The organism is Dehalococcoidia bacterium (assembly GCA_035310145.1).
In the GTDB taxonomy this organism is placed as follows: domain Bacteria; phylum Chloroflexota; class Dehalococcoidia; order CAUJGQ01; family CAUJGQ01; genus CALFMN01.
The window spans coordinates 1-23,015 of the sequence record DATGEL010000068.1; the positions used below are offsets into that span (position 1 = coordinate 1).

The 23,015-nt window shown below is 69.7% G+C and carries 20 protein-coding genes; 9 read left to right on the forward strand and 11 right to left on the reverse strand.

The genetic code is table 11. The features are described from left to right. A partial coding sequence (locus tag VKV26_13115; GenBank protein HLZ70835.1) for an HAD-IC family P-type ATPase occupies positions 1 to 1,567 on the reverse strand: 1,567 nt, incomplete at its 3' end. 187 nt (positions 1,568 to 1,754) lie between these two features. Between VKV26_13115 and VKV26_13120 the strand changes: the two genes are divergently transcribed. Further along, positions 1,755 to 1,946, forward strand: coding sequence for a hypothetical protein (locus VKV26_13120; protein ID HLZ70836.1), 192 nt, complete (start codon positions 1,755 to 1,757; stop codon positions 1,944 to 1,946). 244 nt (positions 1,947 to 2,190) lie between these two features. Here the strand turns inward: VKV26_13120 and VKV26_13125 are convergent, their stop codons facing one another. Beyond that, complete coding sequence (locus VKV26_13125) at positions 2,191 to 2,400, reverse strand: hypothetical protein (protein ID HLZ70837.1); 210 nt, start codon at positions 2,398 to 2,400, stop codon at positions 2,191 to 2,193. A 279-nt stretch (positions 2,401 to 2,679) separates the two neighbouring features. Between VKV26_13125 and VKV26_13130 the strand changes: the two genes are divergently transcribed. The 3 genes from VKV26_13130 to VKV26_13140 all read left to right on the forward strand — a co-directional run bounded on the left by VKV26_13130 (position 2,680) and on the right by VKV26_13140 (position 5,768). After that, positions 2,680 to 3,561 carry a hypothetical protein gene (locus VKV26_13130; protein ID HLZ70838.1) on the forward strand — a complete coding sequence of 294 codons (882 nt, stop codon included), beginning with the start codon at positions 2,680 to 2,682 and terminating at the stop codon, positions 3,559 to 3,561. Positions 3,562 to 3,639: 78 nt separating this feature from the next. Continuing rightward, positions 3,640 to 4,032 (forward strand): VOC family protein, encoded by a 393-nt coding sequence (locus tag VKV26_13135; protein ID HLZ70839.1) that lies wholly within the window; start codon positions 3,640 to 3,642, stop codon positions 4,030 to 4,032. A 77-nt stretch (positions 4,033 to 4,109) separates the two neighbouring features. Then, positions 4,110 to 5,768, forward strand: coding sequence for a PEP-utilizing enzyme (locus VKV26_13140; GenBank protein HLZ70840.1), 1,659 nt, complete (start codon positions 4,110 to 4,112; stop codon positions 5,766 to 5,768). On the opposite strand, the gene VKV26_13145 is transcribed toward VKV26_13140, so the two are convergent. The 7 genes from VKV26_13145 to VKV26_13175 all read right to left on the reverse strand — a co-directional run bounded on the left by VKV26_13145 (position 5,754) and on the right by VKV26_13175 (position 13,522). Next, complete coding sequence (locus VKV26_13145; protein HLZ70841.1) at positions 5,754 to 7,004, reverse strand: PLP-dependent aminotransferase family protein; 1,251 nt, start codon at positions 7,002 to 7,004, stop codon at positions 5,754 to 5,756. The genes VKV26_13140 and VKV26_13145 overlap by 15 nt on opposite strands. A gap of 61 nt (positions 7,005 to 7,065) precedes the next feature. Beyond that, entirely contained in the window at positions 7,066 to 8,064 is a 999-nt protein-coding gene (locus VKV26_13150; protein ID HLZ70842.1) for a class I SAM-dependent methyltransferase, read from the reverse strand. Beyond that, entirely contained in the window at positions 8,061 to 9,776 is a 1,716-nt protein-coding gene (locus VKV26_13155) for a WD40 repeat domain-containing protein (protein HLZ70843.1), read from the reverse strand. The genes VKV26_13150 and VKV26_13155 overlap by 4 nt, the downstream gene beginning before the upstream one ends. Beyond that, on the reverse strand, positions 9,773 to 11,701 hold the full coding sequence (locus VKV26_13160) for a WD40 repeat domain-containing protein (protein ID HLZ70844.1): 1,929 nt from the start codon (positions 11,699 to 11,701) through the stop codon (positions 9,773 to 9,775). Before VKV26_13160 ends, VKV26_13155 begins: the two co-directional genes overlap by 4 nt. 72 nt (positions 11,702 to 11,773) lie before the next feature. Further along, the gene (locus tag VKV26_13165; GenBank protein HLZ70845.1) at positions 11,774 to 12,532 is read right to left on the reverse strand and encodes an SUMF1/EgtB/PvdO family nonheme iron enzyme; all 759 of its coding nucleotides are present in this window, start codon (positions 12,530 to 12,532) and stop codon (positions 11,774 to 11,776) included. 12 nt (positions 12,533 to 12,544) lie between these two features. Further along, a complete protein-coding gene (locus VKV26_13170) occupies positions 12,545 to 12,907 on the reverse strand; it encodes a hypothetical protein (protein HLZ70846.1) in 363 nt (120 codons plus the stop codon). Positions 12,908 to 13,165: 258 nt separating this feature from the next. Further along, on the reverse strand, positions 13,166 to 13,522 hold the full coding sequence (locus VKV26_13175; GenBank protein HLZ70847.1) for a response regulator: 357 nt from the start codon (positions 13,520 to 13,522) through the stop codon (positions 13,166 to 13,168). 561 nt (positions 13,523 to 14,083) lie between these two features. On the opposite strand from VKV26_13175, the gene VKV26_13180 reads away from it, so the two are divergent. The 5 genes from VKV26_13180 to VKV26_13200 all read left to right on the forward strand — a co-directional run bounded on the left by VKV26_13180 (position 14,084) and on the right by VKV26_13200 (position 19,788). Beyond that, on the forward strand, positions 14,084 to 15,400 hold the full coding sequence (locus tag VKV26_13180; GenBank protein ID HLZ70848.1) for a glycosyltransferase family 4 protein: 1,317 nt from the start codon (positions 14,084 to 14,086) through the stop codon (positions 15,398 to 15,400). 2 nt (positions 15,401 to 15,402) lie between these two features. Continuing rightward, positions 15,403 to 16,326, forward strand: coding sequence for an NAD-dependent epimerase/dehydratase family protein (locus VKV26_13185; GenBank protein ID HLZ70849.1), 924 nt, complete (start codon positions 15,403 to 15,405; stop codon positions 16,324 to 16,326). A 4-nt stretch (positions 16,327 to 16,330) separates the two neighbouring features. Then, positions 16,331 to 17,518, forward strand: coding sequence for a glycosyltransferase family 4 protein (locus VKV26_13190; protein ID HLZ70850.1), 1,188 nt, complete (start codon positions 16,331 to 16,333; stop codon positions 17,516 to 17,518). A 34-nt stretch (positions 17,519 to 17,552) separates the two neighbouring features. Next, positions 17,553 to 18,743: a glycosyltransferase family 2 protein gene (locus tag VKV26_13195; protein HLZ70851.1), complete on the forward strand. Its 1,191-nt coding sequence runs from the start codon at positions 17,553 to 17,555 to the stop codon at positions 18,741 to 18,743. A gap of 88 nt (positions 18,744 to 18,831) precedes the next feature. Then, positions 18,832 to 19,788 carry a UDP-glucuronic acid decarboxylase family protein gene (locus tag VKV26_13200; protein HLZ70852.1) on the forward strand — a complete coding sequence of 319 codons (957 nt, stop codon included), beginning with the start codon at positions 18,832 to 18,834 and terminating at the stop codon, positions 19,786 to 19,788. Between the two features lie 88 nt (positions 19,789 to 19,876). On the opposite strand, the gene VKV26_13205 is transcribed toward VKV26_13200, so the two are convergent. Both VKV26_13205 and VKV26_13210 read right to left on the reverse strand, forming a co-directional pair. Continuing rightward, complete coding sequence (locus VKV26_13205; GenBank protein HLZ70853.1) at positions 19,877 to 20,911, reverse strand: hypothetical protein; 1,035 nt, start codon at positions 20,909 to 20,911, stop codon at positions 19,877 to 19,879. A 196-nt stretch (positions 20,912 to 21,107) separates the two neighbouring features. Further along, the gene (locus VKV26_13210) at positions 21,108 to 22,958 is read right to left on the reverse strand and encodes a hypothetical protein (protein HLZ70854.1); all 1,851 of its coding nucleotides are present in this window, start codon (positions 22,956 to 22,958) and stop codon (positions 21,108 to 21,110) included. Between the last annotated feature and the right edge of the window lie 57 nt (positions 22,959 to 23,015).

A 23,015-nucleotide genomic window follows, 5' to 3' on the forward strand; every position in this document is an offset into this window, starting at 1 on the left:
CCAGCTCCGCGCCGGAGATGACATCGCCGCGCAGCCGGATCCCCAGCTGCGCGACCAGCGCCGCCACCGTCTGCGGGTTGTCGCCGCTGATGATCTTCGGCTCGATGCCGAGTGCTGCCATCGTCGTGAAGGCTGTGCCGATCTCCGGCCGCAGCGCATCGGCGAGGACGATCAGCGCCAGCGCCTGGACCGGCTGCGCCACCGCGTCGCCGGCGATCGCGGCGGCCTCGGCAAAGATCACGCCGCGCTTTCCCGCCTGCACTACATCGCGGTAGGCCGCCTCCAGGTCTTCGGCGCCACCCGCGCACAGCGGCAGCACGGTCTCCGGGGCGCCGAGCAGGAAGGTGCGGCGCACGTCGTGCAGAGTAAGCGTGCGGGCGCTCCAACGCCGTGCCGAGCTGAAGGGCACGCCTTCGGCGGATTCGGCGCCGTTTGAGCGGTGCGCGAAGGCCGCCGCCAGCGCATCCGCGGTGCGGCTCTCGCCCTCGCTGGCGGCGGCGAAGGCACCGAGCCAGGGAAGGAGGTCGTCCTCGACTTCGCGCCACCGCACGTCGGCGACGCTGAGGACGTTGGCCGTGATCGTGCCGGTCTTGTCCAGGCACACGACATCGACGTAGTTGAGCGCCTCGACGGCCGCGATCTGCTGGACGATGGCGCCGCGCCGCGAGACACGCACCGCGCCGATGGCGAAGGCGACGGTCATGCTCAGCAGCAGCCCTTCCGGCACGACCGACGAGATGGTAGCCGTCGCCGCCCGCACCGATTCGGCGAAGCCGCGATCCGCCACGTTGTAGGAGATCAGCAGCAGCACGCCGAGCACCATGGTCGCCGTGAGCAGCACGCGCAGGATGCGGTTGAAACGGAGTTGCAGCGGGGTGAGGCGACGCACCAGCGTCTGCGCCTCGAAGGTAAGCTGCTGGGCGTAGGCGCTCCCGCCCACCGCCTCGGCCGTGTACCAGCAGGTGCCGGCCGTGCAGAAGCTGCCCGATCGCAGTCGCGCTCCCTCGCGCCGGGCCACCGACTTCGCTTCGCCCGTCAGCAGTGACTCGTCGATCTCAGCCATTCCGGAGACGATCGGCCCGTCGGCGACAACCTGATCGCCGGGGCGCAGGGCGATCAGGTCGCCCTGCACGACCTCCTCGGCCGCGATACGCCGCGGTTCGCCGTCGCGCACGACCAGCGCCTGCGGCGCGGTGATGGCAACCAGTCCGCGCAGCATGCGCACCGCGCGGATCTCCTGGAACGTGCCGACAGCGATATTCGCGATCGCCACCAGCCCGACGAAGCCGGCATCCTGCGCCAGGCCGGCGTTGCGATCTACCACCGCCAGCACCAGCAGCGTCGCCACCAGCGAGCCGAGCACCAGGTTGAAGAAGGTCGTGGCGTTGGCGCGGAGGATGGCGAGGTCGGAGCGCTCGCGGCGTGGCACGCGGTTGGAGAGGCCGCGCAGGGCGCGCTCGGCTGCTTCGGCCGAGGTCAGGCCGCGCCTGGCGACCGAAGGTGGCGGACCGACTGCCTCGCTGGCGGCGGCCACTGCCTGGAGTACCAACCCTTCATCAGCGCTCACGACGACCTACCTCCACGCCGCACCGCGGCCGCGCGTGCAGTTCGCCGCTATGTTCAGTATGCCCGATTGGCCGGCGCTGCCCAGGCGGCCTTGGGACCGGCAGGGCGGAAGCTGCTCGCTTCCGCCCTGCCGGTCGCCTTTCGGCCGAATGCCGGGCAATTCAGCTCAATGCCGCTCACTCAAGCCGGTGGCCGACCGTGAGGTCGTTGTCCACCCGCGTGACGCCGGCCGCGCTGGGGTGGCGATCCTGGACCGCGCGGCGCGGCACAACCTCGGCATCTCCAGCTTCGTGGCCGCCGGCAACAAGGCCGACGTCTCTACCGCCGACCTCGTGCACTCCTCGGAGGACGACGACGCTACAGGCGTCATCGCGGTTTAGGTGGAGTCGTTCGGCGATCCGCGTACTTTCGCCCGCAGGTTCCAAACGGTCGCCGTGGCCCTAGCAGGGCATGAACTGCCGGTGGTGGAGATGGTTTCCGCTACGGGCCGCTCAGGCCACGCCGAGCAGACCGGCGGGTCCGCCGCGCGCTCCGAACGAGCAGGTTCGCTGCGCGCCGAAGCCCTTCGGGGCGGGCAGGCACGGCCGCTGGTCGGCGGCCCGATCAGCTCAACCTGCCGCGTGCTCAGCCGCGGTCGCGCCGCCGCCTGCTGCCGCCGAATGCGCCCAGGAAGGGCGAACCCGCGCCCAGCAGGAAGCCGAAATCGTACCAATTACCCTTCTTCGTCAGATCATAAAGGGGAAAGCCGCGCCAACCGCCGAAGGCATGAACGATGAGCACAATCCACGCCGTGAGACCGTTCCAGAAGCCCCAGAGCCAGTGCTGCCACCACATCGCTCAGACCCCCTGCGCGGCACCCTGCGCCAGCGTATGACCGGGTCGTATCACCGTCTGTCGGGTAGGGCAAGACAGGAACCGTTGCGGTTCCAACTGCGCCGCAGTTCTGCCGGTCCCGGATGGCCGCTGCCTCTCCTGGCGGCTGCGTGCCACTCCCTTCGATTTGTGGTGGAAAGACGCATCACCAAATCGCCGGGCGCCGTTGACCCCCTCGCGCCGGGCTCACTACGATGGCCCAACGAAGCCGCTTGAGTCTCCACCGCGGGAGGGAAGGCTATGACGGCGCTCAGCGTCGACCGGCCGCTCGAGGAGTTGCTGACGCGGGCGCCCGTGATCGCGGGCGGGATGCAGCGGCTTGCCTTTCCCACAGCGCAGATCGAGATCCGCGAACGGATCGCTGCCGCGTTGCAGGAAGCGGGCATAATCGACGTGCCGCTTCCCTTCGAGAGCTTTCACGAGCGGGTGCGCCGCGGGCGCGTTGCGCCGCTCCAGGAGCTGGTCGATCCGCCGACCGTCCAGGGCAATCCAGCGATCAGGGAGGCGTACCACCGGCTCGTCAAGCTCATCGCGCGCGATCTGCTGCAGTTCGACGTGGTGTTTGAAGTGAACCCATTCCTACGCTTCCACGTGCCGGCGTCGCTGCCCCTGCGCTACCGAGCGCCCGACGGCAAACTGCTCGCCCATCACAACGACATCCTCGTGGGCGACCCGTTCGAGCAGATCAACTGCTGGCTGCCGCTGACCCGCTGCCGGGGTACAGCAGCGTTTCATATCTCAACGCTGGAGCAGAGCACGCCGCTGCTCCTGCGCTTCGCCGCGGAACAGGGCCTGGACGCGACAACGTTCATCGGCAGCCGCCCGCGCTTTTACGAGATGCTGGCCACCGAGCAGGCGTTCCAGGACGAAGTTGTAGGCATCTGCCGCCCGCTCGAAATCGACTACGGCGAGCTGCTCGTCTTCGACGCGCGCGTGCTGCACGCCACGACGGAAAACTTCGAAGCCTTCACCCGCATCAGCATCGACTTCCGCCTGGTGCCGCTGCCCCTCTACGAGCAGGGCGCCGCCCGCTGGCGGCAGAGCGCGGCCGCCACGGCAGCCGGTAGACCCGCGCCGCTGCGCGGCAGCTTCTATGATGAGCGCAGCGCCTTCGAGCTGTGAGCATCCCGGCGGCCATCGCTCGTCTCTTCCCGGCCGGGCAGCCTGAAGTCTCACGGCTCAGTGGGAGGAGACGGCGGGATGGAAGTCCAGAGGATTCGCTGGGCGGGGGTGCGCACGCACGACTTCGCCAGCACCGTGCGCTTCTTCAGCGAAGTGATGGGCCTCTCCCCGAACCAGACCGACACGACGAGGATGGCCGCGGGCTTCCGCCTGCCATCCGGGCAGCAGTTCGAGGTGTTCGGTCCGGCCTCGCGCTACTTCCCCTTGCACGGCTGCCCGGTGCTGGGCTTCGAGGTGGACGACGTCCACGCGGCGCGCCGGGAACTGGAGGCGGCCGGCGTCGAGTTCGTCAGCGAGGTGATCGAGGAGCCCAGCGGCGAGGCCTGGACCTACTTCCGTGGCCCCGACGGCGTACTCTACGAGCTGACGCAGCCCGAGCGCGGCTGGCCGCCATGGCGCACCGGAACGTAACGCACCGGCAACTCGACGGCGCGCCGTTCCGCCCCGGCAGCTGATCGGCCGGCCGCGCCGACGAAGGAGCAGCTTCGATGACAGCAAATTTCAGCGCGAGGACCGCCGAGGGCGCCCCCGACGCGTTTCCCGTTACCTGGGAGAGTCCCGACGACGCCGGGCTCTCGTGGCGCTGGGACCAGAAGCACATGCCCGGCCCGATCAGCCCGCTGGGGATGGACCTCTGCCGGCTGAGCTTCGACCCGGGCATGACGCGCGGCATGCAGGCGATCGGCCAGCCGGTGTCCGTGCGCTCGCTGCGCCTCAACACGTTTCTCTACCAGGCGTGGGACGACGACTTCCCCCGGCTGCCGGCGGCGGTCGATGCGATCCAGCGCGCCACCTTCGAGCGCGCGGTGCTGATGCCGCAACGCTGGGAGCAGGAGTTCCAGCCGGAGGTCGAGGCCGCCAGCAGCCGTCTGCTCGGCACGCCCTACCCCCGCCTCTCGAACGCCGAACTGAACGAGCTGGCCGGCTGGACGATCGCGGCATCTGAACGCATGTGGGAGATCCACGGATCGCTGATGTTCGGCTGGCACATCACCGGCGTGTTGACCGATCTGTGCGCCCGGCTGCTCGGCTTCTCCGAGATCGAGGCGCTGGAGCTGATCCAGGGCGAGCACAACCTCTCCGTCGAAGCGGCGAGCCGCCTCTGGCATCTGGCGCAGGAGGCGTCGGCGCCGGTGCGCGACGCGATCCTCAGCCGTCCCGGCGCCGAGGTCTACGTCCGCCTGCCCGAACTCGAGGGCGGCCGCGCCTTCTTCCGCACCCTGCGCGAGTACGTGGCAGCCTACGGCTGGCGCAAAGACAACTTCGACATCGCCGACAAATCATGGGCGGAGGAACCCTGGCGGGCGCTGGACAGCGTGCGGCTGATGCTGCTGACGGAGCTTGACCCGGCCGCGGGGCAGCGGCGGCAGGCGCAGCGGGCCGAGGCACGGCTGGCCGAGGCGCTGGCACGGCTTGCCGCGAACCGCGACGGCCTGGAAGAGTTCATGACCATCTACGACCTGGTCAAGCACGGCCCGCGCCTGCAGGAGAACCACAATCTCGTGCTCGATCAGAAGTTCCTCTCGCTCGCCCGCCTGCCCTTCGTCGAGGCCGGGCAGCGCATGGCGGCGGCCGGTGTGCTGGCGCACGGCGACGACGTGATCTACCTGACCGTCGACGAGATCCGCGCCTTCCTCGATGGAGACACGACGCCGCGGGGCGAAACAGCGCACGGGCGCCGCGAGGAGATGGAGCGCTGGCGCGGCGGCACGCCGCCCGCGTTGCTCGGCGGCGCGCCGCCGGAGCGTGCGCGGCACGACCTGGCCGGCGATGACGTCGGCGCCGAGCTGCCAGGGCAAGAGAAGGCCGGCGGCCTGCGCGGCCTGCCGGCGGCGCCGGGCGTCGTCAGCGGCACGGCTCGCGTGGTGCGGCTTTTGAGTGAAGCCGAGCGCATCCAGGCCGGCGACATCCTCGTCTGCGACATGACGACGCCGGCCTGGACGCCGCTCTTTCCGGCGCTGGGCGGCATCGTCGCCGACACCGGCGGCGCGCTCTCGCACTGCGCCGTGATGGCGCGCGAGTACGGCGTGCCCTGCGTGGTCGGCACCAAAGTCGGGACGCGCGTGATTCCGGACGGCGCCCGCATCAGCGTGGACGGCGGCAGCGGCGTCGTGAGCGTGGACTCGCCGGCCTCAGGAACGCATTGACGCGGCCAGCGCCCGGCCCAACCGGCGCACGCCTTCCTCGATCTCTGGCACGGCGAGCATCGAGTAGCTGAGCCGCAGGTGCAGGCCGTCCTCGCGGTCGAGGTAGTACGGCCCGCCGCGCCGCGCCTCCACGTGCTCGCGGCGCAGCGCCGCGTTCAGCCGCACGCCGTCGATGCCGGGCGCCAGCGTCAACCAGAGGAAGAAGCCGCCCTCCGGCCGCGTCCAGGTGGCGTAGGGCGTGCACTGCTGCGCCAGCGCCGCCAGCAGCCGGTCGCGGCGCTCGCGGTAGAGGGGAATCACCCGCTGCAGGTGCGCGTCCTGCCCCCCGCTCAGGCAGAACTCGGCCACCATGCGCGTGATCAGCGGGCTGATGTTGCCTTCCGCCGGCAGGGCATGCAGCACGGCGATCAGGTCGGCGCGGCCCGTCACCCAGCCGACGCGCAGACCGGTGGCCAGCATCTTCGAAATCGTGCTGAGCCGCAGCACGCCGTGGCCGCCCGTGAGCGTGAAGTAGGATGGCAGCCGTTCGCCCTCCACCCGGATCTCGCCGTAGGCGTCGTCCTCCATGATCAGTACGCGGTGGCGGTCGCAGATCGCGGCGATCGCCTCGCGCCGCTCCAGCGGGGCGGTGAGGCCGGTCGGGTTGTGCATGGTCGGCTGCGTGTAGAAGAGCCGCGGCGGATGACCGGTTCCCGTCAACCGCTCGATCGCCTGCTCAAGCGACGCCGGGATCGCGCCGCCGTCGTCCATCTCCACGCCGGCCAGCGCCGCCCCGCAACTGCGCATCACGTCGAGGGCGCCGCCGTAGGTCGGTCGCTCCACCAGCGCCCCATCCCCGGGATTGAGGAAGACGGTGGGGATGAGCTGGATCGCCTGGTTGCTGCCGCAGGTGAGGAAGAAGTTCTCCGGCCCGGCCGCCATGCCTTCCTGTGCCCGCAAGCGCTCGGCCAGCCAGCCGCGCAGCAGCAGGTTGCCGCGCTTGTCGTCGTACTGCAGCGCCAACGAGCCGTCCTTCTCCAGCGCGGCGCGTGCCGCCGCGGCCAGCCCCGCCAGCGGCTGCGAGGGCAGATCGGGATAGCCGGCGCCGAAGACGATCGAGTCGGGCGCGTCATACAGCTCGCGGCCGCCGTACGCCGCCATCAGCTCCTTCGTCCAGCCGGAGACGATCTCGCTCGCGGCCGTCGCCTGCCAGAGGCCGCCGGGGATCGCGGTCGAGACGCCTTCACCGATCGTCATGAAACCCTCGCCTCTCGTGTGGGATGGCCCGACTCAGCGGAACTCTGCGCTGCCAGGCGGCTCAGCGGACGCCGAGCAGCAACGTGCGCTCCTCGTGCAGTTGCAGCGTGCGCAGCTCGCGCAGGCCCGCCTGGCGCAGCAGCTCCTCCGCCTCCGCATCGCTTTCCAGCCAGGCGCACTGCGTGTTGACGAAGACCATCAGCGAGAAGAGCGCCGAGGACGGCGGGCGCACGCCGGCCGCGTCCAGCCGCACCTTCATCAGCGCCAGCGTGCCGCCGGGCGCCAACGCCCGCACGCCGCGCCGCACGATCTCCGCCTTCTCCGGCATGGGGAAGTAGTGCAGCAGGTCGTTGATCAGCACCAGGTCGAACGCGTTCTCCAAATCATGCGTGCGCGCGTCGCCCACGAGGAAGTCGAAGCGCTCGCGGTTGGGATTGTCCTGCTGGCGCTCGCGGCAGTAGGCGATGCTCTGCTCCACGTCGAGCACCGTGACGCGCAGCGCCGGGTTCAGCTCCAGCAGCCGCTCGCCGTAGTAGCCGTGGCCGCCGCCGAGATCGAGCACGCGGCGCAGCCGGGGGATCAGGTCCGCGAGCCGCCGCAGCATCGCCTCGGCGTGGGGCCGGTTGGTGCGGCGGATGCTTTCCAAATACGGCTGCACCGAGGCGCTCTGCAGCAGCTCACCGTAATAGGCCGGGCTGCTGCCGTCGCCGCGCACGATCTCGGCCAGCCGCAGCCAGTGCCCCGCCGCCTCTTTGTGGCGCAGGAACTGATCGCCGCGGTACTCCGGACCGTGCGCCAGCAGGGCGGCGAAGGCAGGCGGCAGCGCGAAGCCGCCGTCCTGGCGCAGGGTGAGAATGCCCATGCCGGCCAGCGGATTGAGCAGCAGGCGCAGCCGCTCCTCTTCGACGCCCAGCGCCCGCGCAATCGCGGACGCCGGCGCGCCCGCCGCCGGGATCAGCGAGAACACGTCCAGCTCCAGGGCGGCGAAGAGCAGCGCCGAGAGCCGGTAGACGGTGGCCAGCTCGAAGAACTGGTTGGCGGGGTCCTGTTCGCTCGTCATACGGCCTCGGAGGAGGCGGCGACCGCCGTGCGCACGGCGTACACCTGGCCGTCGTAGGAGCTGGCGAGGAAGCCATCACCATCGGCCGCCGGCGCCACCGAGGAGATGCCGAAGGCGCTGGCCCGCTCCGTGTGCCGCCACTCGCCCCGCCGCCAGTCGTAGAGCGCGACCTTGCCGTCGTAGGCGCCGGCGGCGATCAGCGAGCCATCGCGCGAGACGGCGACGCACTTCACCGAATGGTCGTGCGGCGTGGGGATTACCGAGGCCACGCCCTCCGCTGACCAGATGCGCAGCTTGCGGTCGCGGCTGACGCTGACGAAGCGGCCGTCGGGCAGGCAGGCGGCGCCGTTGCTGATCTTCTCGTGCGCGTGCTCGACGCGCCGCTCGCAGGCGAAGCCGTCGATCGCGTGCCAGGCGGCGGCGCCCGTGGCGCAGACGCTGAAGATCTGAGCGCCGTTGCAGGCCAGCCCCTTGATCGCGTTGTCGTGCAGCTTCAGTGTGGCGACGAGCCGCGGGGCGCCGTCGGCGTCCGTGCGGAAGACGAGCCCTTCGCCCGTGTAGGCGCCGACGATCAGGTGCTCCTCGCCGTGGCGTGTGAAGCTCGCGCAGCAGTTGAGCGGCGACCAGTGCTGATGCAGCGCCGCGCCGCTCTCCGCGTCGAAGAGAATGCCCAGGTGCCCGCCGGTGACGACGCGGCCGCGCCACTCGCCGAGGAAGTTGCAGAGGCTGCCGAGGTCGCTGAGTGGCCGGCCGTCACGGCAGACGACGCCAGCGTCGCCGACCGTGTAGACGGCGCCGCCGGCGCAGCGCACCGCATTGGTGCCCGGCGTGTCGTCCACCAGGCCGAGATCCCAGGCGCCGCGGGCCACGTCATACGTGGCATAGCCGCTGCCGAACGTGCCGAACACGAGCCGGTCCGGCGCGGCAAAGGCGGCCGAGCGCAGCCAGATCGAGGGCGGCGCCTCCGCCTCGTGACGGGAGTGCAGGCCGCCGTCCGGCAGCACGTCCCAGAGGCGAATCGTGCGGTCGTAGCTGGCGCTGAGCAGCGTGCGCGTCGCGGCATGGTAGACCAGCCGCTTGATGCCGGACCTGTGGGCGTGGATCGCGGGCCGGACCCCGTCGCGGATCGGCACGATCTCGCCGGTGTCGTTGCCGACGTAGAGCACGCCGGTATCGGCGTAGACCACGGTGTCCGACTCGATGCCGCCGAGGTCCACCGTCTGCAGCGCAGCGCCGCTCTCGGCCGACCAGCGTCGCACCGTGCCGTCGTCGCTGCTGGAGACCAGCTCACGGCCCTCGCGGATCCACTCCACCGAGATCACGTCGGCGGTGTGGCCGCGCAGCCGGTGGCGCAGCCCGCCCCCGCGCGCGAAGATGCGCACGTCATGGTCGCGCGAGGCGGTAGCGATCTGCTCGCCGTCGGGGCTGGGCACGGCCATCTCCACGTCGTCGTCGTGGCCGTTGAGCACGGAGACGAGCCGCAGATCGGGCACCGTCCAGACGCGGGCCGTGTAGTCGCTGCTGCTGCTGACGAGGTAGCGGCCGCAGTTCGTGAAGCGACACTGGTTGACCAGGTGGTCGTGGTTGGCGCGCGTCAAGCTGGTCTTCTTAACCGCGTCCCAGAGGATGAGCTGGCTGTCGTAGCCGGCGGTGGCGACGTAGCGCCCGCCCCAGGCATCGACGCCGCTGACGGGAGAGCGATGACGTATCACGATCGCACGCTCACAAGTTCAGGCGCCGGCATCGCTTTGAGGATCGGACCGGCATTGACGGGGCCCAGCGCCAGGATCTTCTCGTCATGAATGCGGAAGTGATGCGCGGTGCCCGAACGGCCGAAGGTGAGGAAGTCGAGCGGATAGAGCCGCGGGTCGGCCTTGGTATCGACCCAGATCAGCCCCTTGGAGTAATCGATCTGGTCCGGCACGACGCTGAGCAGCTGGTCCGTGCTGAAGTCGTACAGCAGCAGCATGCAGGTGTAGCAGATCAGCACCAGATAGTTCTGGCCGCCGTCCCAGATGAAGTCTTCGATCGTGTTGCCCGCGTGCGTGACGCGCGCCCGCGTGGCGCCGCTGACGACATTCAGCTCGTGCAGCTCTTCGCTGTGCGAGTAGAGCAGCCGGTCGGCGTCGAGCCACTTGGCCCGCTTCGCCCGGCTGGTGACGACATCCGCGATGATGGGCGTGAAGTCGTCCGCGTCGAGCACGGAAAGCGTGCCGTTGCGTTCGAGGAAGGCGACCAGGTTGCGCGTGGGGTTGTGGGCGAGCGACCAGAGCGCCTTGCCGTGCGGCGCGGAGAAGTCGAGCAGTCGCTCGCCCCTGCCGAGATCGACGCGGTAGCCGTGGCCGTCCTCGCAGGCGACGAACAGGGCATCGCCCTCCGGCGCCACGGCCAGGTCGCGCACGGCGGAGCCGAGGTTGGTCAGGCGGCGGAAGGCGCCGTCCTCGCCGACGACGATGTCGCCGTCCGTGCGGCCGAGCACCAGCCGGCCCGTCGACGTCTGGTACACCATGCGCTTGGTGTAGGCGCCGGGCTGCAGCGCGCCGACGGGCACGCGCAGCGCGGAGAAGACGGGCTTGCGCGCGGTGTTCGCCGTGCCGTTGATCTGCAGGCGCGTCACCGCCTCGCCTTCGCCGGAGAGCAGGATGTCGCCGGCCGGCGTGCTCACCGCAGTCCACAGCGCCTCGGGCGTGTCCTTGATCACCGCCAGCGCCTTGCCGCTCTCCAGGTCGACCTTGTGCAGCCCGCCGTCGCGCACCTGCACCAGCAGGATCGAAGGGTCGCGCTGCAGCGACTTCAGCCAGCGGCACTTGAACGGCGCCTTGTAGACCACGCCGAGCGGCTCCAGCGTCCGCGGATCGACCTCGTAGATGTTGCGGTCGAAGCTGGCGGCGAAGGCGCGGCCGGAGACGGGATTGTACGTCACCTGCTCCAGATCGTCGCGCGTGAAGGGCGAGCCGATCGCGGGCGCTTCGCCGTTGTAGAGGTCGAGCCGGGCGACGAGGCAGGCGTCGCTGGCCAGCAGATAGGTGGCGCCGCCCAGGTGCTCGAACCAGTGGATGCTGCGGTCGGCCACCTGCCAGCGCTTCAGCTCCTCGCCCTCCTCGGAGAGGATGACGACGCCCTCGCCGTCGCCGCTCAGCACGCGGCTCGATTCACCGGCGTAGCGGGCGGTGACGATGTCCATGTCGCCGTGCAGGCGCACGCAGCGCACGACGGACACCGTGCCGTCGTCGTCGAAGTCCAGCTCGAGCAGGCCGGCGTTGCCGCTGCGCGTGACGATGCGCGGCAGCGTGCCGTGGAAGGCGATCGTCTGCGAGTTGGACTGCACGAAGCCGACCACGCCGTCGTCGTTGGACGGCCGCACGTCGCGAATGGAGCAGGTCATGACGGGAAAGAGGTGGCCCTTCTCGTTGTAGCGCCAAACGGACACGGTGCGGTCCATCGAGAGGCAGGCGATATAGGGCAGCCTGGCGTGGGCGGCCATGGCGATGATCGTGCCGGCGTGCGCCTGCACCTCGCCCATCACCGCGAAGGTCTCGATCTCGACGGCGACGATCTGGCCGGAGAAGGTGCCGCCGAAAGCCCAGCGTTCCTTCGGCTCAACGCAGAATGTCTCGAACTTGCGCGCAGCGAGCATGCGAACACCCTCCCCCAGATCCTCAGCAAACAGCCGACGAGCGCAGCCTGAAACGGTGCGGGCCGCGGCCGCCTACGCCTCGTCCGCGGCCAGGCGAAAACCGGTGAAACGAAACAAGGCGCCGGGATGCCGGCCATGCCGGCGAGCGCAACGCGCCAGATCGCCGCCGAGCGCGAAGGAACCACCGCGTAGAATCCGGTATTCCGGGCCTACCAGGCGGACCAGGTCGTCCGCGATGAACCTGCCGCCGGGATATGGCGCGTAGCAGTCGGCGGTCCACTCCTCGACGTTGCCGGCGAGGTCGCAGATGCCGAACGCCGAGGCGCCATACGGGTAGCGATCGACCGGCGTCGTGTGACCGATGCCCGACTCGACGGTGTTGCACAGTGCGGGATCGAAGGCGTCGCCGTATGGATACTCACGGTCCGCATCGCCACGCGCGGCGAATTCCCACTCGGCCTCGGTCGGCAGGCGCAGAACCCGGCCCTTCCGGCCCGAGAGCCAGGCGGCGTAGGCGTTCGCGTCGTCCCAGGAGACACCCCAGACCGGGTGATCGTCCGGCTCGGCGGCGGCAAGCGATTCCGGCAGGGCGCGCGCCGTCACGGCGAGAAAAGCGGCATACTCGCGGTTGGTGACGGGAAAGCGCGCCAGTGCGAAGCGTGCAACGCGCACTGGATGCTGAGGGAACTCCTTCAGGATCCACTGCCGGAAGCGCTCGACATCCCACGTGGGATCGATCAGCCGTGGACTCCAGGTGGCGACACAGGCCTCCACCTGGGCGGCGGTCGATCCCATCCGCAGCACGCCGCCGGGGATCGCCACCAGTTCCATGTGGCTGCCTGCCTAGGCGACGAAACGGATGTTGAACCCCGAGAGGTTCACGCGGCTCAAGCCCGAGACGACGGCGTTGTTGCCGAGCTGGGCATGCGTCACGGCGCCGGGCTGGTTGGCGAACAGGGCGGCCGGAATCTGCGAGTAGTTGTAGCCGCTGACCTCGGCCGCCGGCGGCTGCTCGTGCACGTTCAGGCCGTCCATCAGGCCGCGGCAGATGTAGATGAACTCGCCGCGGTTGACCGTGGGCTGAATCTCCTTCTGGAAGGAATTCAGCGCGTTGTGGAGCTGAGCGAGGGCGTTGCGGCCCTTGTCAGTCTCCGATAAGTAGTCGAACGCCTGGGTGACCTTGTCGACATCGATGATCGTCGCCATCTCTGCTCTCCCTCAGGCTTACTATCCGATCCACGACAACGCTCAACGCCGCAGCATAGCCGCCCGAAACGCTTGATCAGCGCCGCTTCTGCCGTCAAGGCGCCGAGCGGGCGACGCGAGCGAGGCCAGTCTACAAAGCGGGAGACAGGATTGCCAGCGCATATCGCACGCATACAACTATTTTTCGACGTTGACACGATTTTGTGCCGGCAGAACGGCGTGCGTATCGTTCGACATCGGAGCCGGCGGCCGGGGCGTTCAGGCAACGAGCCGCGCAACCTCGGCCAGCAGCCGATCCTCATCTACCGGTTTGCGCAGGTAGATGAAGGCACGCTGTCCGGCGATGGTGGCCGGGGGCAGCCGCTGGGCGGTGAGGAGGAGCACGGGAATGGTTAGGCGACGCCGTACAAGGGCAGCGCACACCTGCAAGCCGTTCATGTCCGGCATGTTGAGGTCAAGCAGCAGCAGGCAGGGCGAGTGAGCCGCAACCGCCGCGAGCGCCTGGCGGCCGCTAGCCGCCTCGACGACCGCATACCCGTCCTGTTCCAGGATGAGACGCAACCAGCGCCGTGTTGGCGCGTCGTCGTCGGCAACGAGGATCAGCTGACGAGCCATTGGCATCCTTGCCCCGGCGGGTTGCAGCGGGTTCCGGCATCGCAGACGTTTAGACGGGCCGGTCGAGTCCTGAACCAGCCACGTTGCTGGCAGAGGCGGTCGAAGTTGGCCGCGCCGCTGCGGCTAGGGAGCCGCGGTGTGCCCCGGCGGGGGCTGCCCTCGCTGCCGGGCGGGGAATCCGAACTGGGACCGAGGCACAAGGTAGAACCGCCCGTCCCAGTCGGCGAGCAGCACGTTGGCCGGGCTGCGCGCGGCGCCGGCGCGGCGGCTACAGCGCCGCTCCTGGCCGGAGCGCAGGGTTCGGAAGCGGGCGAGGCAGCCAAGGTCGATTCGACAGAGGGTGCCATCCTCCGCCATCAGCACAAGCTCACTCTCCCTGTATTCCTCCATGGTTGCGCCTCTCGCGACCTCCGAATCGCCGCACCGCCGATCTCGACGTGTCGATCAGTCTCAAGCGCACACGCGCGGAAAAACACTACGCGTTCCGTGAGAATCGAGTGCAGATGATCAGTACCGCCGACCGTTGCGTGTCGCCAAAGCGGAATCGGCGCCAGCGACAGGATGGCGGAACGGCGCGGGGTTCACCACATCCGCACGGCTTGGTCACCTCGCCTCCTCTCCGCGCTGCTACCGTTTGGACTGCAGCACGCCGCTGCGCATCATCTCTACGTCGAGGCGAGGCCGTTGAGCGACCTCCGCACTGCCAGCGCAGACCGGCCTGACCCAGCAGCCGCCGAAGGGCGCCCTCGGGTCGCATTCCTGATGGAACAGGCGCTGGGGCATGTCACCTATACGCGCAACCTCCAGGCCGCGTACGCAACCTCTGATCGGGTGGACCCCGTGTGGCTGCCCGTCCCCTTCGCACGGGACGGCTGGATCGATCGGCTGCCGCTGATCGGCAGCAATTGGACGGTACGGGCAAGCCGTCGCGCCTTTGCGGCGCTGTTGCGCGCACGCGACCGGCGGCTCGACGCGGTGCTCTACCATACGCAGACCCTGGCGCTCTCGGCGCCGATCGCGGCCCGCCGCCTGCCGGTGATCCTCTCGCTCGATGCCACGCCGAAGGGCTTCGACAGCGTCGGCTCGTACTATCACCATCGCGCGGATCCCAACTCGGCCGGCGAACGGCTGAAACATGGCCTGCACCGCCGCGTCGCCCGCGGCGCCAGCGCCCTCACGACCTGGTCGCAATGGGCGAGCGACTCGCTGCAGGCCGAGTACGGCGTACCTGCAGAGCGGATTACCGTCATCCCTCCCGGCGTAGACCTGTCGCTCTTCTACGAGCGCCGAACGCCTGCGGACACCGACGCGGGACGGCGGCCCCGCCTGCTCTTCGTTGGGGGCGATTTCGTCCGCAAGGGCGGGCCGCTCCTGCTCGACGCGATGCGGCAAGGACTCGCCGAGCGCTGCGATCTCGATATCGTGACCTCGAGCCGTGTCCCGGACACGCCGGCGACGACGGTGCATAACGGCCTCGGCCCCAACGATCCGCGGCTGCTGGGCCTCTACCGCGACGCGGACATTTTCGCGCTGCCGACGTATGCCGATTGCCTTGCCGTCGTGCTCGGGGAGGCGATGGCGGCCGGGCTGCCGATCGTGACAACCAACGTCGCCGCCCAGCCCGAGGCCGTACGCGACGGCGAGTCCGGGATCATCGTCAACCCGGGTGACAGCGCGGCGTTGGGCGCAGCCCTGCAACGCCTGGTTGACGATCCGGAGCTGCGCCAGCGCTTCGGGCGGGCGGGACGAGCGATCGCCGAGCAGCGCTTCGACGCGCGACGCAACGCGGATCGACTGCTGGATGTCGTGGAGTCCGGGATCGATCGCTGGCGGTCGCTGCGCAGCAGGCGCGGGACGCTGATCGGGCAAGGGGAGTAGGCGTGCGCGTTGTCGTAACCGGAGCAGCCGGATTCATTGGCAGCCACCTCGTGGACGCGCTGCTCGCTGAGCCGTGCAACAGCGTGGTCGCCTTCGATAACCTGCGGCGCGGCGCGCTCGCGCACCTGGCGCAGCACGAGGCCGACCCGCGGTTGAGCGTCGTGATCGCCGACGTCGCCGATCGGCGGGCCGTGGCCGAAGCGCTGGCTGGAACCGAGCTTGTATATCACCTGGCGGCACAGTCGAACGTCATGGGCGCGGTCGCGGACCCGCGCTATTCGTTCGAGGCGAACGTCGCCGGCAGCTTCAACGTGCTGGAGGCGGCCGCGTCGGCGGGCGTGCGGCGCGTCGTGTTCACCTCCTCGCGCGAAGTCTACGGCGATGCGGCGAACCTTCCCGTGGACGAGTCGCAACCCGTAGCACCGCGGAACCCGTACGGCGCCAGCAAGGCCGCCGCGGAGCTGTATTGCGATATCTTCTGGCGCCGCTTCGGGCTCGACGTTGCCGTGGTGCGCCTGGCCAACGTCTACGGCCCGCGCGATCGCGATCGCGTGATCCCGCTCTGGCTCGAGTGCGCCGCGGCGGGACAACCGCTCGACGTTTTCGGCGGAGACCAGGTGATCGACTTCGTGCCGGTGCCGCTGGCGGTCGAGGCGCTCTTGCGCGTCAGCACCATCCTGCTCGACGGCCTCCCGATCAATGTCGGCTCTGGCACGGGCACACCGTTGCTGGCGCTGGCCCGGCGCATCCTTGACTTGCACGGCGGACGTGGAGAGCTGCGGATGTTGCCGGCGCGCGACGCCGAGGTGCGTCACTTCGTCGCGGATGTCGGGCGCATGCGCGAGCTGCTGAAGATCGAGCCGCCGGCCGATCCTCTCTGCGATCTCCCTGCCCTGCTGCAGCCGGTAGCCACGGGGAGCAGCTAACGAGATGGGCAGCCGTTCACTGCTGCTGGTCAGCGCATCGCTGGATGCCGCCGCGCGCAACGCGGTGGCCGAAGGCCGCTGGCCGCGCAAGGACTTCTTCGCGCTGGCCGACGCGCTCGGCGCCGACGTGATCGACTACACGGCGATCGATGCCTCGCGCACGCTGCGGCTGATCCGGCGGCTGGCCGGAGCGCCGGTCGCCCAGGCGTTCGCGGCCTGGCAACGCCGCGGCGCCTACGATTGCATCTTCAGCGACGGAGAGCACATCGGCATCCCGCTGGCGGTGCTGCTGGCACGAAGTCACCGCCGGCCGCGGCACGTGGCGTTGGCCCACCTGCTGACCACCCGTGCCAAGCGCGCGGCGTTTCGCTGGCTGCGCCCGCAGCGCGGCATTGACGTCCTGCTCACGCACGCCAGCCTGCAGCACACGCTGGCCGGCCGCCAGCTCGGACTGCGGCCCTCCCAGCTTCTGCTGACGCCGTACCAGGTCGATCCGCGGTTCTGGGCGCCCGCCGCGGGCCAGACCGAGCTGCTGATCGCCAGTGCCGGGCTCGAGTATCGCGACTATTCCGTGTTGATCGACGCCGTGCGCGGGCTGCCGATCGAGGCCGTGATCGCTGCCGGCAGCCGCTGGTCGACGCATCGCCACGCCGCGCGCACGGCGGAGCTTCCAGCGAACGTGCACGTAACCACGCTGGACTACCGGGAGCTGCGCGATCTGTACGCGCGCGCCCGCTTCGTGGTGGTGCCGCTGCATGAGGTCGAGAACCAGGCCGGCGTCACGACGATCCTTGAGGCGATGGCGATGGGCCGGGCCGTGATCGTCACGGCCACCCGCGGACAGCGCGACGTGGTCAGAGGTCGGCTGTGCAGCAGGGACGGCGTCGGCGCCGAAGCGATCGGCGGGCCGGGCAGCTTCGGGCTTCAGGGGGAACTTGCCGCGGCGGAGACCGGGCTCTACGTTCCCGCGGCCGACTCCGAGGCGCTGCGCGTCGCGATCCGCCACCTCCTGTCGCATCCAGAAGAGGCCGAACGCATGGGCAGCGCCGGTCGGCGGCTGGTCGAAGCGACGTTCAGCCTGGATGCGTTCGTGAACCGGGTCGCCGCCGTATTGTCCGCGCGGCAAGGTCTTGAGACCCGGCAGCCGGCCGCGCGTACGCCGGCGGCGCCGGCCACACCGCGAGGAGAGTAGGGTGATCCGGCTCGCAGAGACCGGCCTCTTCGTCGTGGCGATCGTGCTGGTCGCCGGCGTGCTGCTGCCGGTGGGGCTCTATCTGCTCGGGCTGACGGTGCTCAGTCTGGTGGGGGCTGCCCGCAGGCGCGCTCACACCAGCGCGCTCTGCCGCTTCGCGGTCCTCGTTCCCGCGCACGACGAGGAGCAGACGATCGGCCGCCTGCTCCACAGCCTCTCGCAGCTCGACTACCCAGCGGCGTGTGTCGACGTCCTCGTCGTCGCCGACAACTGCAGCGACCGCACGACCCCGATCGCGGCTGAGCTCGGTGCGAAGGTTTTCGAGCGGTCCGACGCCGAGCGGCGAGGCAAGGGGTACGCGTTGTCCTGGCTGCTGGATCGCGTCGCACAGGCGGGCGGCGCTTATGACGTGTACGTCGTGCTCGACGCGGATTCCGTCGTGCGGCCGGACTTCCTGCGAGCGCTGGCAGCGGCGTTCGCGGATGGCAGCCGCGTTGCGCAGGGGTACTACACCGTGCTCCAGGTCAACGGCAGCCGCGCGGAGTCGTTGCGCGAGGTCGCGCTGGCGCTGGTGCACTATCTGCGTCCGCTGGCCAAGTCGGCGATCGGCGCCTCCGCCGGCCTGAAGGGGAACGGCATGGCCTTCCGCCGGGACGTGATCGAGCGGTTCGGTTGGCCCACCTCCGGCCTTGCCGAAGACGTGGAGTTCCACCTGCACCTGCTTCGAGGCGGGCTGCGGGTCGACTTCGTGCCCGACGCCGTGGTGTACGGGGAGATGCCGAACTCGCTGCGCGGGGCCGATTCGCAGAACCTGCGCTGGGAGGCGGGCCGGCTGGCCACCATTCGCCGCCAGGCGCTGCCGCTGCTTCGCTTCGGCCTGCGGCACGCCAACGTCGCCGCCATCGACGCGGCCGTCGAGCAGCTTGTGCCGCCGATCTCGGTGCCGACCGTGCTGGCATTCCTGGCGCTGGCAGGCGGACTGCTGGCAGGGACAGCGGTGATCTGGGTCCCGGCCCTCGCCTACATCGGTGCGCTGGGCGCGTATGTGTTGACCGGCCTGCTGCTCGCCCGCGTGGGGCCGCGCGGCTGGCTGGCGCTCGGCTTCGCGCCGTTGTATGTCGTGTGGAAGTGCCTGATCTATCTCCGTGCCCTTGCGGTGCGTGGCGACCGGCCCTGGGTGCGCACGGCACGCGCCAGCCCATCGCAGCAGATAGGCCGGCGCTGAACGGCCGGCCGCCCGCAGAGCACAGCCCGCTGGGGCTGGACCGCGGGCGTAGCTAGAGCGTGACGCTGAAAGAAGGGGAACAAGAAGTATGCGTACCGTCGTCGCTGGCGGCGCCGGCTTCATCGGCTCACACCTCTGCCGGCGGTTGCTGGCCGAAGGGCACGAGGTCCTCTGTCTCGACAACCTGAGCACCGGCCGGCGGAGCAACATCGCGGCGCTCGAGACCGAGCCGCGCTTCACCTTCCTCGAACACGACGTGATCGGGCCGCTGGGCTTCGCGGCGGATGTAATCTTCCACCTGGCCAGTCCCGCGAGCCCGCCCGGTTATTTGCGCCGCCCGGTCGAGACCATGCGCGTGAACAGCGAGGGCACGCTGAACTTGCTGGAGCAGGCGCGGCGAAACGGCGCCGCGTTCTTGCTCGCCAGCACCAGCGAGATTTACGGCGATCCGCTGGAGCATCCGCAGCGGGAATCGTACTGGGGGAACGTCAACTCGATCGGCAGGCGGGCCTGCTACGACGAGGGCAAGCGCTACGCCGAGGCGCTGACGATGACCTTTGTCCACGAGTACCGCCTGGACGCGCGGATCGTGCGGATCTTCAACACCTACGGGCCGAACTCCGACCCGGAGGACGGCCGCCTGGTTCCGAACTTCATCTGCACGGCGCTGCGGGGCGAACCGCTGCCGATCTACGGCAGCGGCGAGCAAACGCGGAGCCTCTGCTACGTGGACGACCTGGTCGAGGGGCTGATGCGCACCGCCTTCACCCCGGCCGCCCGCGGCGAGGTGATCAATCTCGGCAACCCCGATGAGCACCGCGTGATCGAGTTCGCGGAGCGGATTCGTGCGTTGTGCGGCTCCGCCTCCAGCTTCGCGTACAGCACGCCCGCGCTTGGCGACGACCCACGCCAGCGGAAACCGGACATCGGCAAGGCCAACCGCCTGCTGGACTGGTCGCCACGTGTCGACCTGGAAGCCGGACTGAGCGCCACGGTTGAGTACTTCCGGCAGGAGCTGGGCCTCGCCGCGGCGCAGGCGGTCTAAGCGGGGCTGCCAGAGCTTACGGGCGCACGCCGGCCGGGACTCCGGCGCGCGGCGAGCCGATTACCGGCCGTGGGCGGCGTGAGCGGTTTCAGGGCCCTGCGGGCGGAGCCGAGAGCGGCCCAAGATCGCTGTGCTGGTCGGCGAACTTCCTGGCGCCGGCAAGATCAATGGCCTGGTGGTCGCTGGTGTGATCGGGAAAGAGCGACCAGGGCCAGGCGCCCGCGTAGCCCGCGTTGTAAAAGGTGTTGAGCCGGGCGGCGGCGTCGATATCGCTGCCGGCATAAAACTCGCCGATGACGAGGGGAGCGTCCAGGCTGTAGCGCTGGCGGACGTCATCGTACGTCGCGCAGAGCGCGCACCAGTTACCGGGCTTCATGTAGTCGTACCAGTGCGCCTGGTAGTAGTCGAGGCCCTGCCCGATCCACATCGGCAGACCGTCCAGCATGGCGGAGCCGACGGTCACATAGGCGCTGCTGGAGGCATGCACCGCGTCGGCGATCGCCTTCACGGTTGCGGTGACCGATGCCTGGTCGATCTTGTTCGTCCAGATGTCCCACTCGGGCTCGTTGAAGACTTCCCAGGAAAACAGCCGCGGGTTGCCGTTGTAGTGTGCAAAGAGCGGCGTCAAGGCGGCGACGAGTGCTTGCCGCTGGCCCTCGTCCGTGATCCAGGCTCTGGGGGGGTGCGTGGGCGCGGAGAAGAGGACCAGGTCGAGGTAGAGGTCGTTGTCGCTGGCGAGCTGCAACGCGGCATCGAGGTCGGTGTAGACCTGGGGATTGAGACCGGACGGGGCGCCGTTCTGATCGCGGGAGATCTGCCAGGCGTCGCCTTCGAACATCCACCAGCGCAGCGTATGCAGGCCGGCGTCGTGCGCCTGCTTGAAGGCCGCGGCAAGCGGCGCCGCGACCGCGGGGTCGCTCACCCCTTTGGAGGCGCCGCAGCCGAAGTCGCAGGCCCAGTTGTACCAGGGAACATTGGCGCCACTGAGAAACCAGTTGCCGCCCTGCCAGGAGATGCGCGAGCCGGCGGCCGTGCGGTCGGCCTTGGCCGCCCCGCCGCAGCCGGCCGTGATCGCGAGCGCGCTCACGAACACGAGGAACAGCGCGTGACGCTTCCCACCCATCAGCCACCCCCGGAAAACGGTCCAGGCCGCAAGCAACCGCCGGCCTCCGATCGCAGGTTAGCGAGCGGCGGCGCGCACCATGGTCGCACACGGGTGGAGGCTCGGTGCGCATCGAGCCTGAACCCGGTCAAGATCCCGCACGGTTCCGCCGAGCCTGGCGCGGCCGTGCGACGAGCGATCCCGCATGCGGCCGCGGCTATTTCACGCTGAATGTCGCCGCGCCGTCGTTCCAGCTGACCAGACTGGCCCAGCCGGGCGTGAATACGCCGACCTTCACGGTGTACGTACCGGCAGCCGCGCCGGCCGGCACCGCCCAGCTCGCACTGAAGCTGCGCGTCCGTCTCGCGCTGAACGACTGGTTGTCCCAGGCCTTCTGGAACGTTTTCGTGCCGTCCGGCGCATAGACCTCCAGGTCCACCAACGCCGTCGTCTTGGCGCTCGCCCGCACCGTGACGGTGATTGCCTCGCTTCCTCCCGCGGCGACACTGGCGGGCGAGGCGCTGGCAGCCGTGGTAAACGTCACAGCCGCCGGACTGGGGGATGCGGTTGGCGACGGCGTCGGGCTCGGGCTCGGCGTTGCTGAAGCGCTCGCCGTCGGGCTCGGCGTGGGCGATGGTGTGGGGCTCGGCGTCGGGGACGGCGTCGGACTCGGCGTTGGCGTGGGGCTGGGAGACGGGCTGGCCGTCGGGCTGGGCGTTGGACTCGGCGACGGCGTTGGCGTAGGGGTGCCGGAGCCGCCCGCAAGCGGCAGCGGACCGGCGGCGTAGTAGGCCTGCGCCTGCTGGCGGAAGAAGCCGCCGTCGTCGTCCGCGCTGAGCGACGGTGTGGTGTTGCCGTTGATCGGCGCCGGATTGGTGACGCCATCGCCAGCCGCATCGCAGGCGCAGGTTGCGCCGTCGGCGCCGCGGCCGAAGAGCAGCGCCACCACTCCCGCGTTGATGTAGCTCTGCAGATGCTGACGCGTGACGTCGGCCAGCCACCATTCGACGTGGTTGTCCTGGTAGTGGTCCCAGGTGTTGTTTTCCGCCTGCATCTTCGTGTTGCCCAGCGGCAACTGCCAGTCGACGATGCCGGCCGGCACGGCAGCGTGGAACGTTTGCAGGAAGAGGACGTTGCGCGCGTAGTCGGCAGCGCCCCACCAGCTCGCGCCGCCGTCGCCATAGACATACTGCTTGAACGCCGCGTCGCGGTCGGAGGCCTCGGCGAAGGTCAGGTCGAACGCCGTTCCCAGCGACTGCGCAAAGGCCGCGGCCTTCTGCGCGTCGGCCACCACGACGCTGTCCGGGGGCTTGCTGTAGAGGATATCGTCGCCCGTGCCCCAGACAGAGAGGTGGTAGCCGAGCAGCACATTGGGGGCGTACTTGTCGCGCAACCGCTTGACGGCCTGAGCGAAGCCGGCCGCGGTGTCGGGCAGGCCGGCAAGGTCGGCGTTGCCGGTGGCCGCCACCTGCACCGGCACGCTGGTCGCGGAGTTGTTGCCGCTGGCCTGTTCGAGGTAGCCCCAGGCATCAGGCTCGACGTGCAGGATCACGCGGGTTTGGGGGAAGGCGGCGGCCTTCTGGAAGAACAGGGTCAAGTCCTGGTAGTACGCCGTCATCGTGGCCGTGTTCTGGAAGTTCGCCTGCACGCCCTGGCTTTCGGCCATGGACGCGCCGGGGTTGGACTGGCGGATCTGGTAGTAGGTGAAGACCGGCGAAATGCCGTTGGCCACGCTGTCCTGGATGTAGTAGGTGACGAAGTCGCCACCCGGGTTCCAGGTCGCCCAGCCGGAGCCGGTGTTGACGCCGCCGGCGAGGTACTGGTAGCGAAAGGCGAAGGGGGCGGTCGCCTTCATCGTCGCCGCGCCGCCGGGCGAATCGGCCATGCCGAGTTGCAGCGCGCTCGGCCAGCCGGCCGGCAGACCCGAGGCGGCGCGGGCCGGCCGCGTCGCCCTGCCGTTGGCCACGGCCAGCAACGCAATGGCCGCGGCGATGATGCCGAGCAGGCCCGCGAACGAACGCGGGCGCCGGCGAGGCATGGCCGCGGACAGCGATGTGGGCGCATTCATGGCAAACTCCCGTGCGGTGGTGTTCCGGAGGCAACGGGTGAAGTGTTGCACGGATGA

Excerpts from the sequence above, each read along its gene's own strand:
- VKV26_13180 (HLZ70848.1), top strand. The coding sequence starts at position 14,084 with ATGGCGGAACGGCGCGGGGTTCACCACATCCGCACGGCTTGGTCACCT.
- VKV26_13175 (HLZ70847.1), bottom strand. The coding sequence starts at position 13,522 with ATGGCTCGTCAGCTGATCCTCGTTGCCGACGACGACGCGCCAACACGG.
- VKV26_13125 (HLZ70837.1), bottom strand. The coding sequence starts at position 2,400 with ATGTGGTGGCAGCACTGGCTCTGGGGCTTCTGGAACGGTCTCACGGCG.
- VKV26_13145 (HLZ70841.1), bottom strand. The coding sequence starts at position 7,004 with ATGACGATCGGTGAAGGCGTCTCGACCGCGATCCCCGGCGGCCTCTGG.
- VKV26_13165 (HLZ70845.1), bottom strand. The coding sequence starts at position 12,532 with ATGGAACTGGTGGCGATCCCCGGCGGCGTGCTGCGGATGGGATCGACC.
- VKV26_13150 (HLZ70842.1), bottom strand. The coding sequence starts at position 8,064 with ATGACGAGCGAACAGGACCCCGCCAACCAGTTCTTCGAGCTGGCCACC.
- VKV26_13210 (HLZ70854.1), bottom strand. The coding sequence starts at position 22,958 with ATGAATGCGCCCACATCGCTGTCCGCGGCCATGCCTCGCCGGCGCCCG.
- VKV26_13205 (HLZ70853.1), bottom strand. The coding sequence starts at position 20,911 with ATGGGTGGGAAGCGTCACGCGCTGTTCCTCGTGTTCGTGAGCGCGCTC.
- VKV26_13135 (HLZ70839.1), top strand. The coding sequence starts at position 3,640 with ATGGAAGTCCAGAGGATTCGCTGGGCGGGGGTGCGCACGCACGACTTC.
- VKV26_13140 (HLZ70840.1), top strand. The coding sequence starts at position 4,110 with ATGACAGCAAATTTCAGCGCGAGGACCGCCGAGGGCGCCCCCGACGCG.
- VKV26_13190 (HLZ70850.1), top strand. The coding sequence starts at position 16,331 with ATGGGCAGCCGTTCACTGCTGCTGGTCAGCGCATCGCTGGATGCCGCC.
- VKV26_13130 (HLZ70838.1), top strand. The coding sequence starts at position 2,680 with ATGACGGCGCTCAGCGTCGACCGGCCGCTCGAGGAGTTGCTGACGCGG.
- VKV26_13200 (HLZ70852.1), top strand. The coding sequence starts at position 18,832 with ATGCGTACCGTCGTCGCTGGCGGCGCCGGCTTCATCGGCTCACACCTC.
- VKV26_13160 (HLZ70844.1), bottom strand. The coding sequence starts at position 11,701 with ATGCTCGCTGCGCGCAAGTTCGAGACATTCTGCGTTGAGCCGAAGGAA.
- VKV26_13170 (HLZ70846.1), bottom strand. The coding sequence starts at position 12,907 with ATGGCGACGATCATCGATGTCGACAAGGTCACCCAGGCGTTCGACTAC.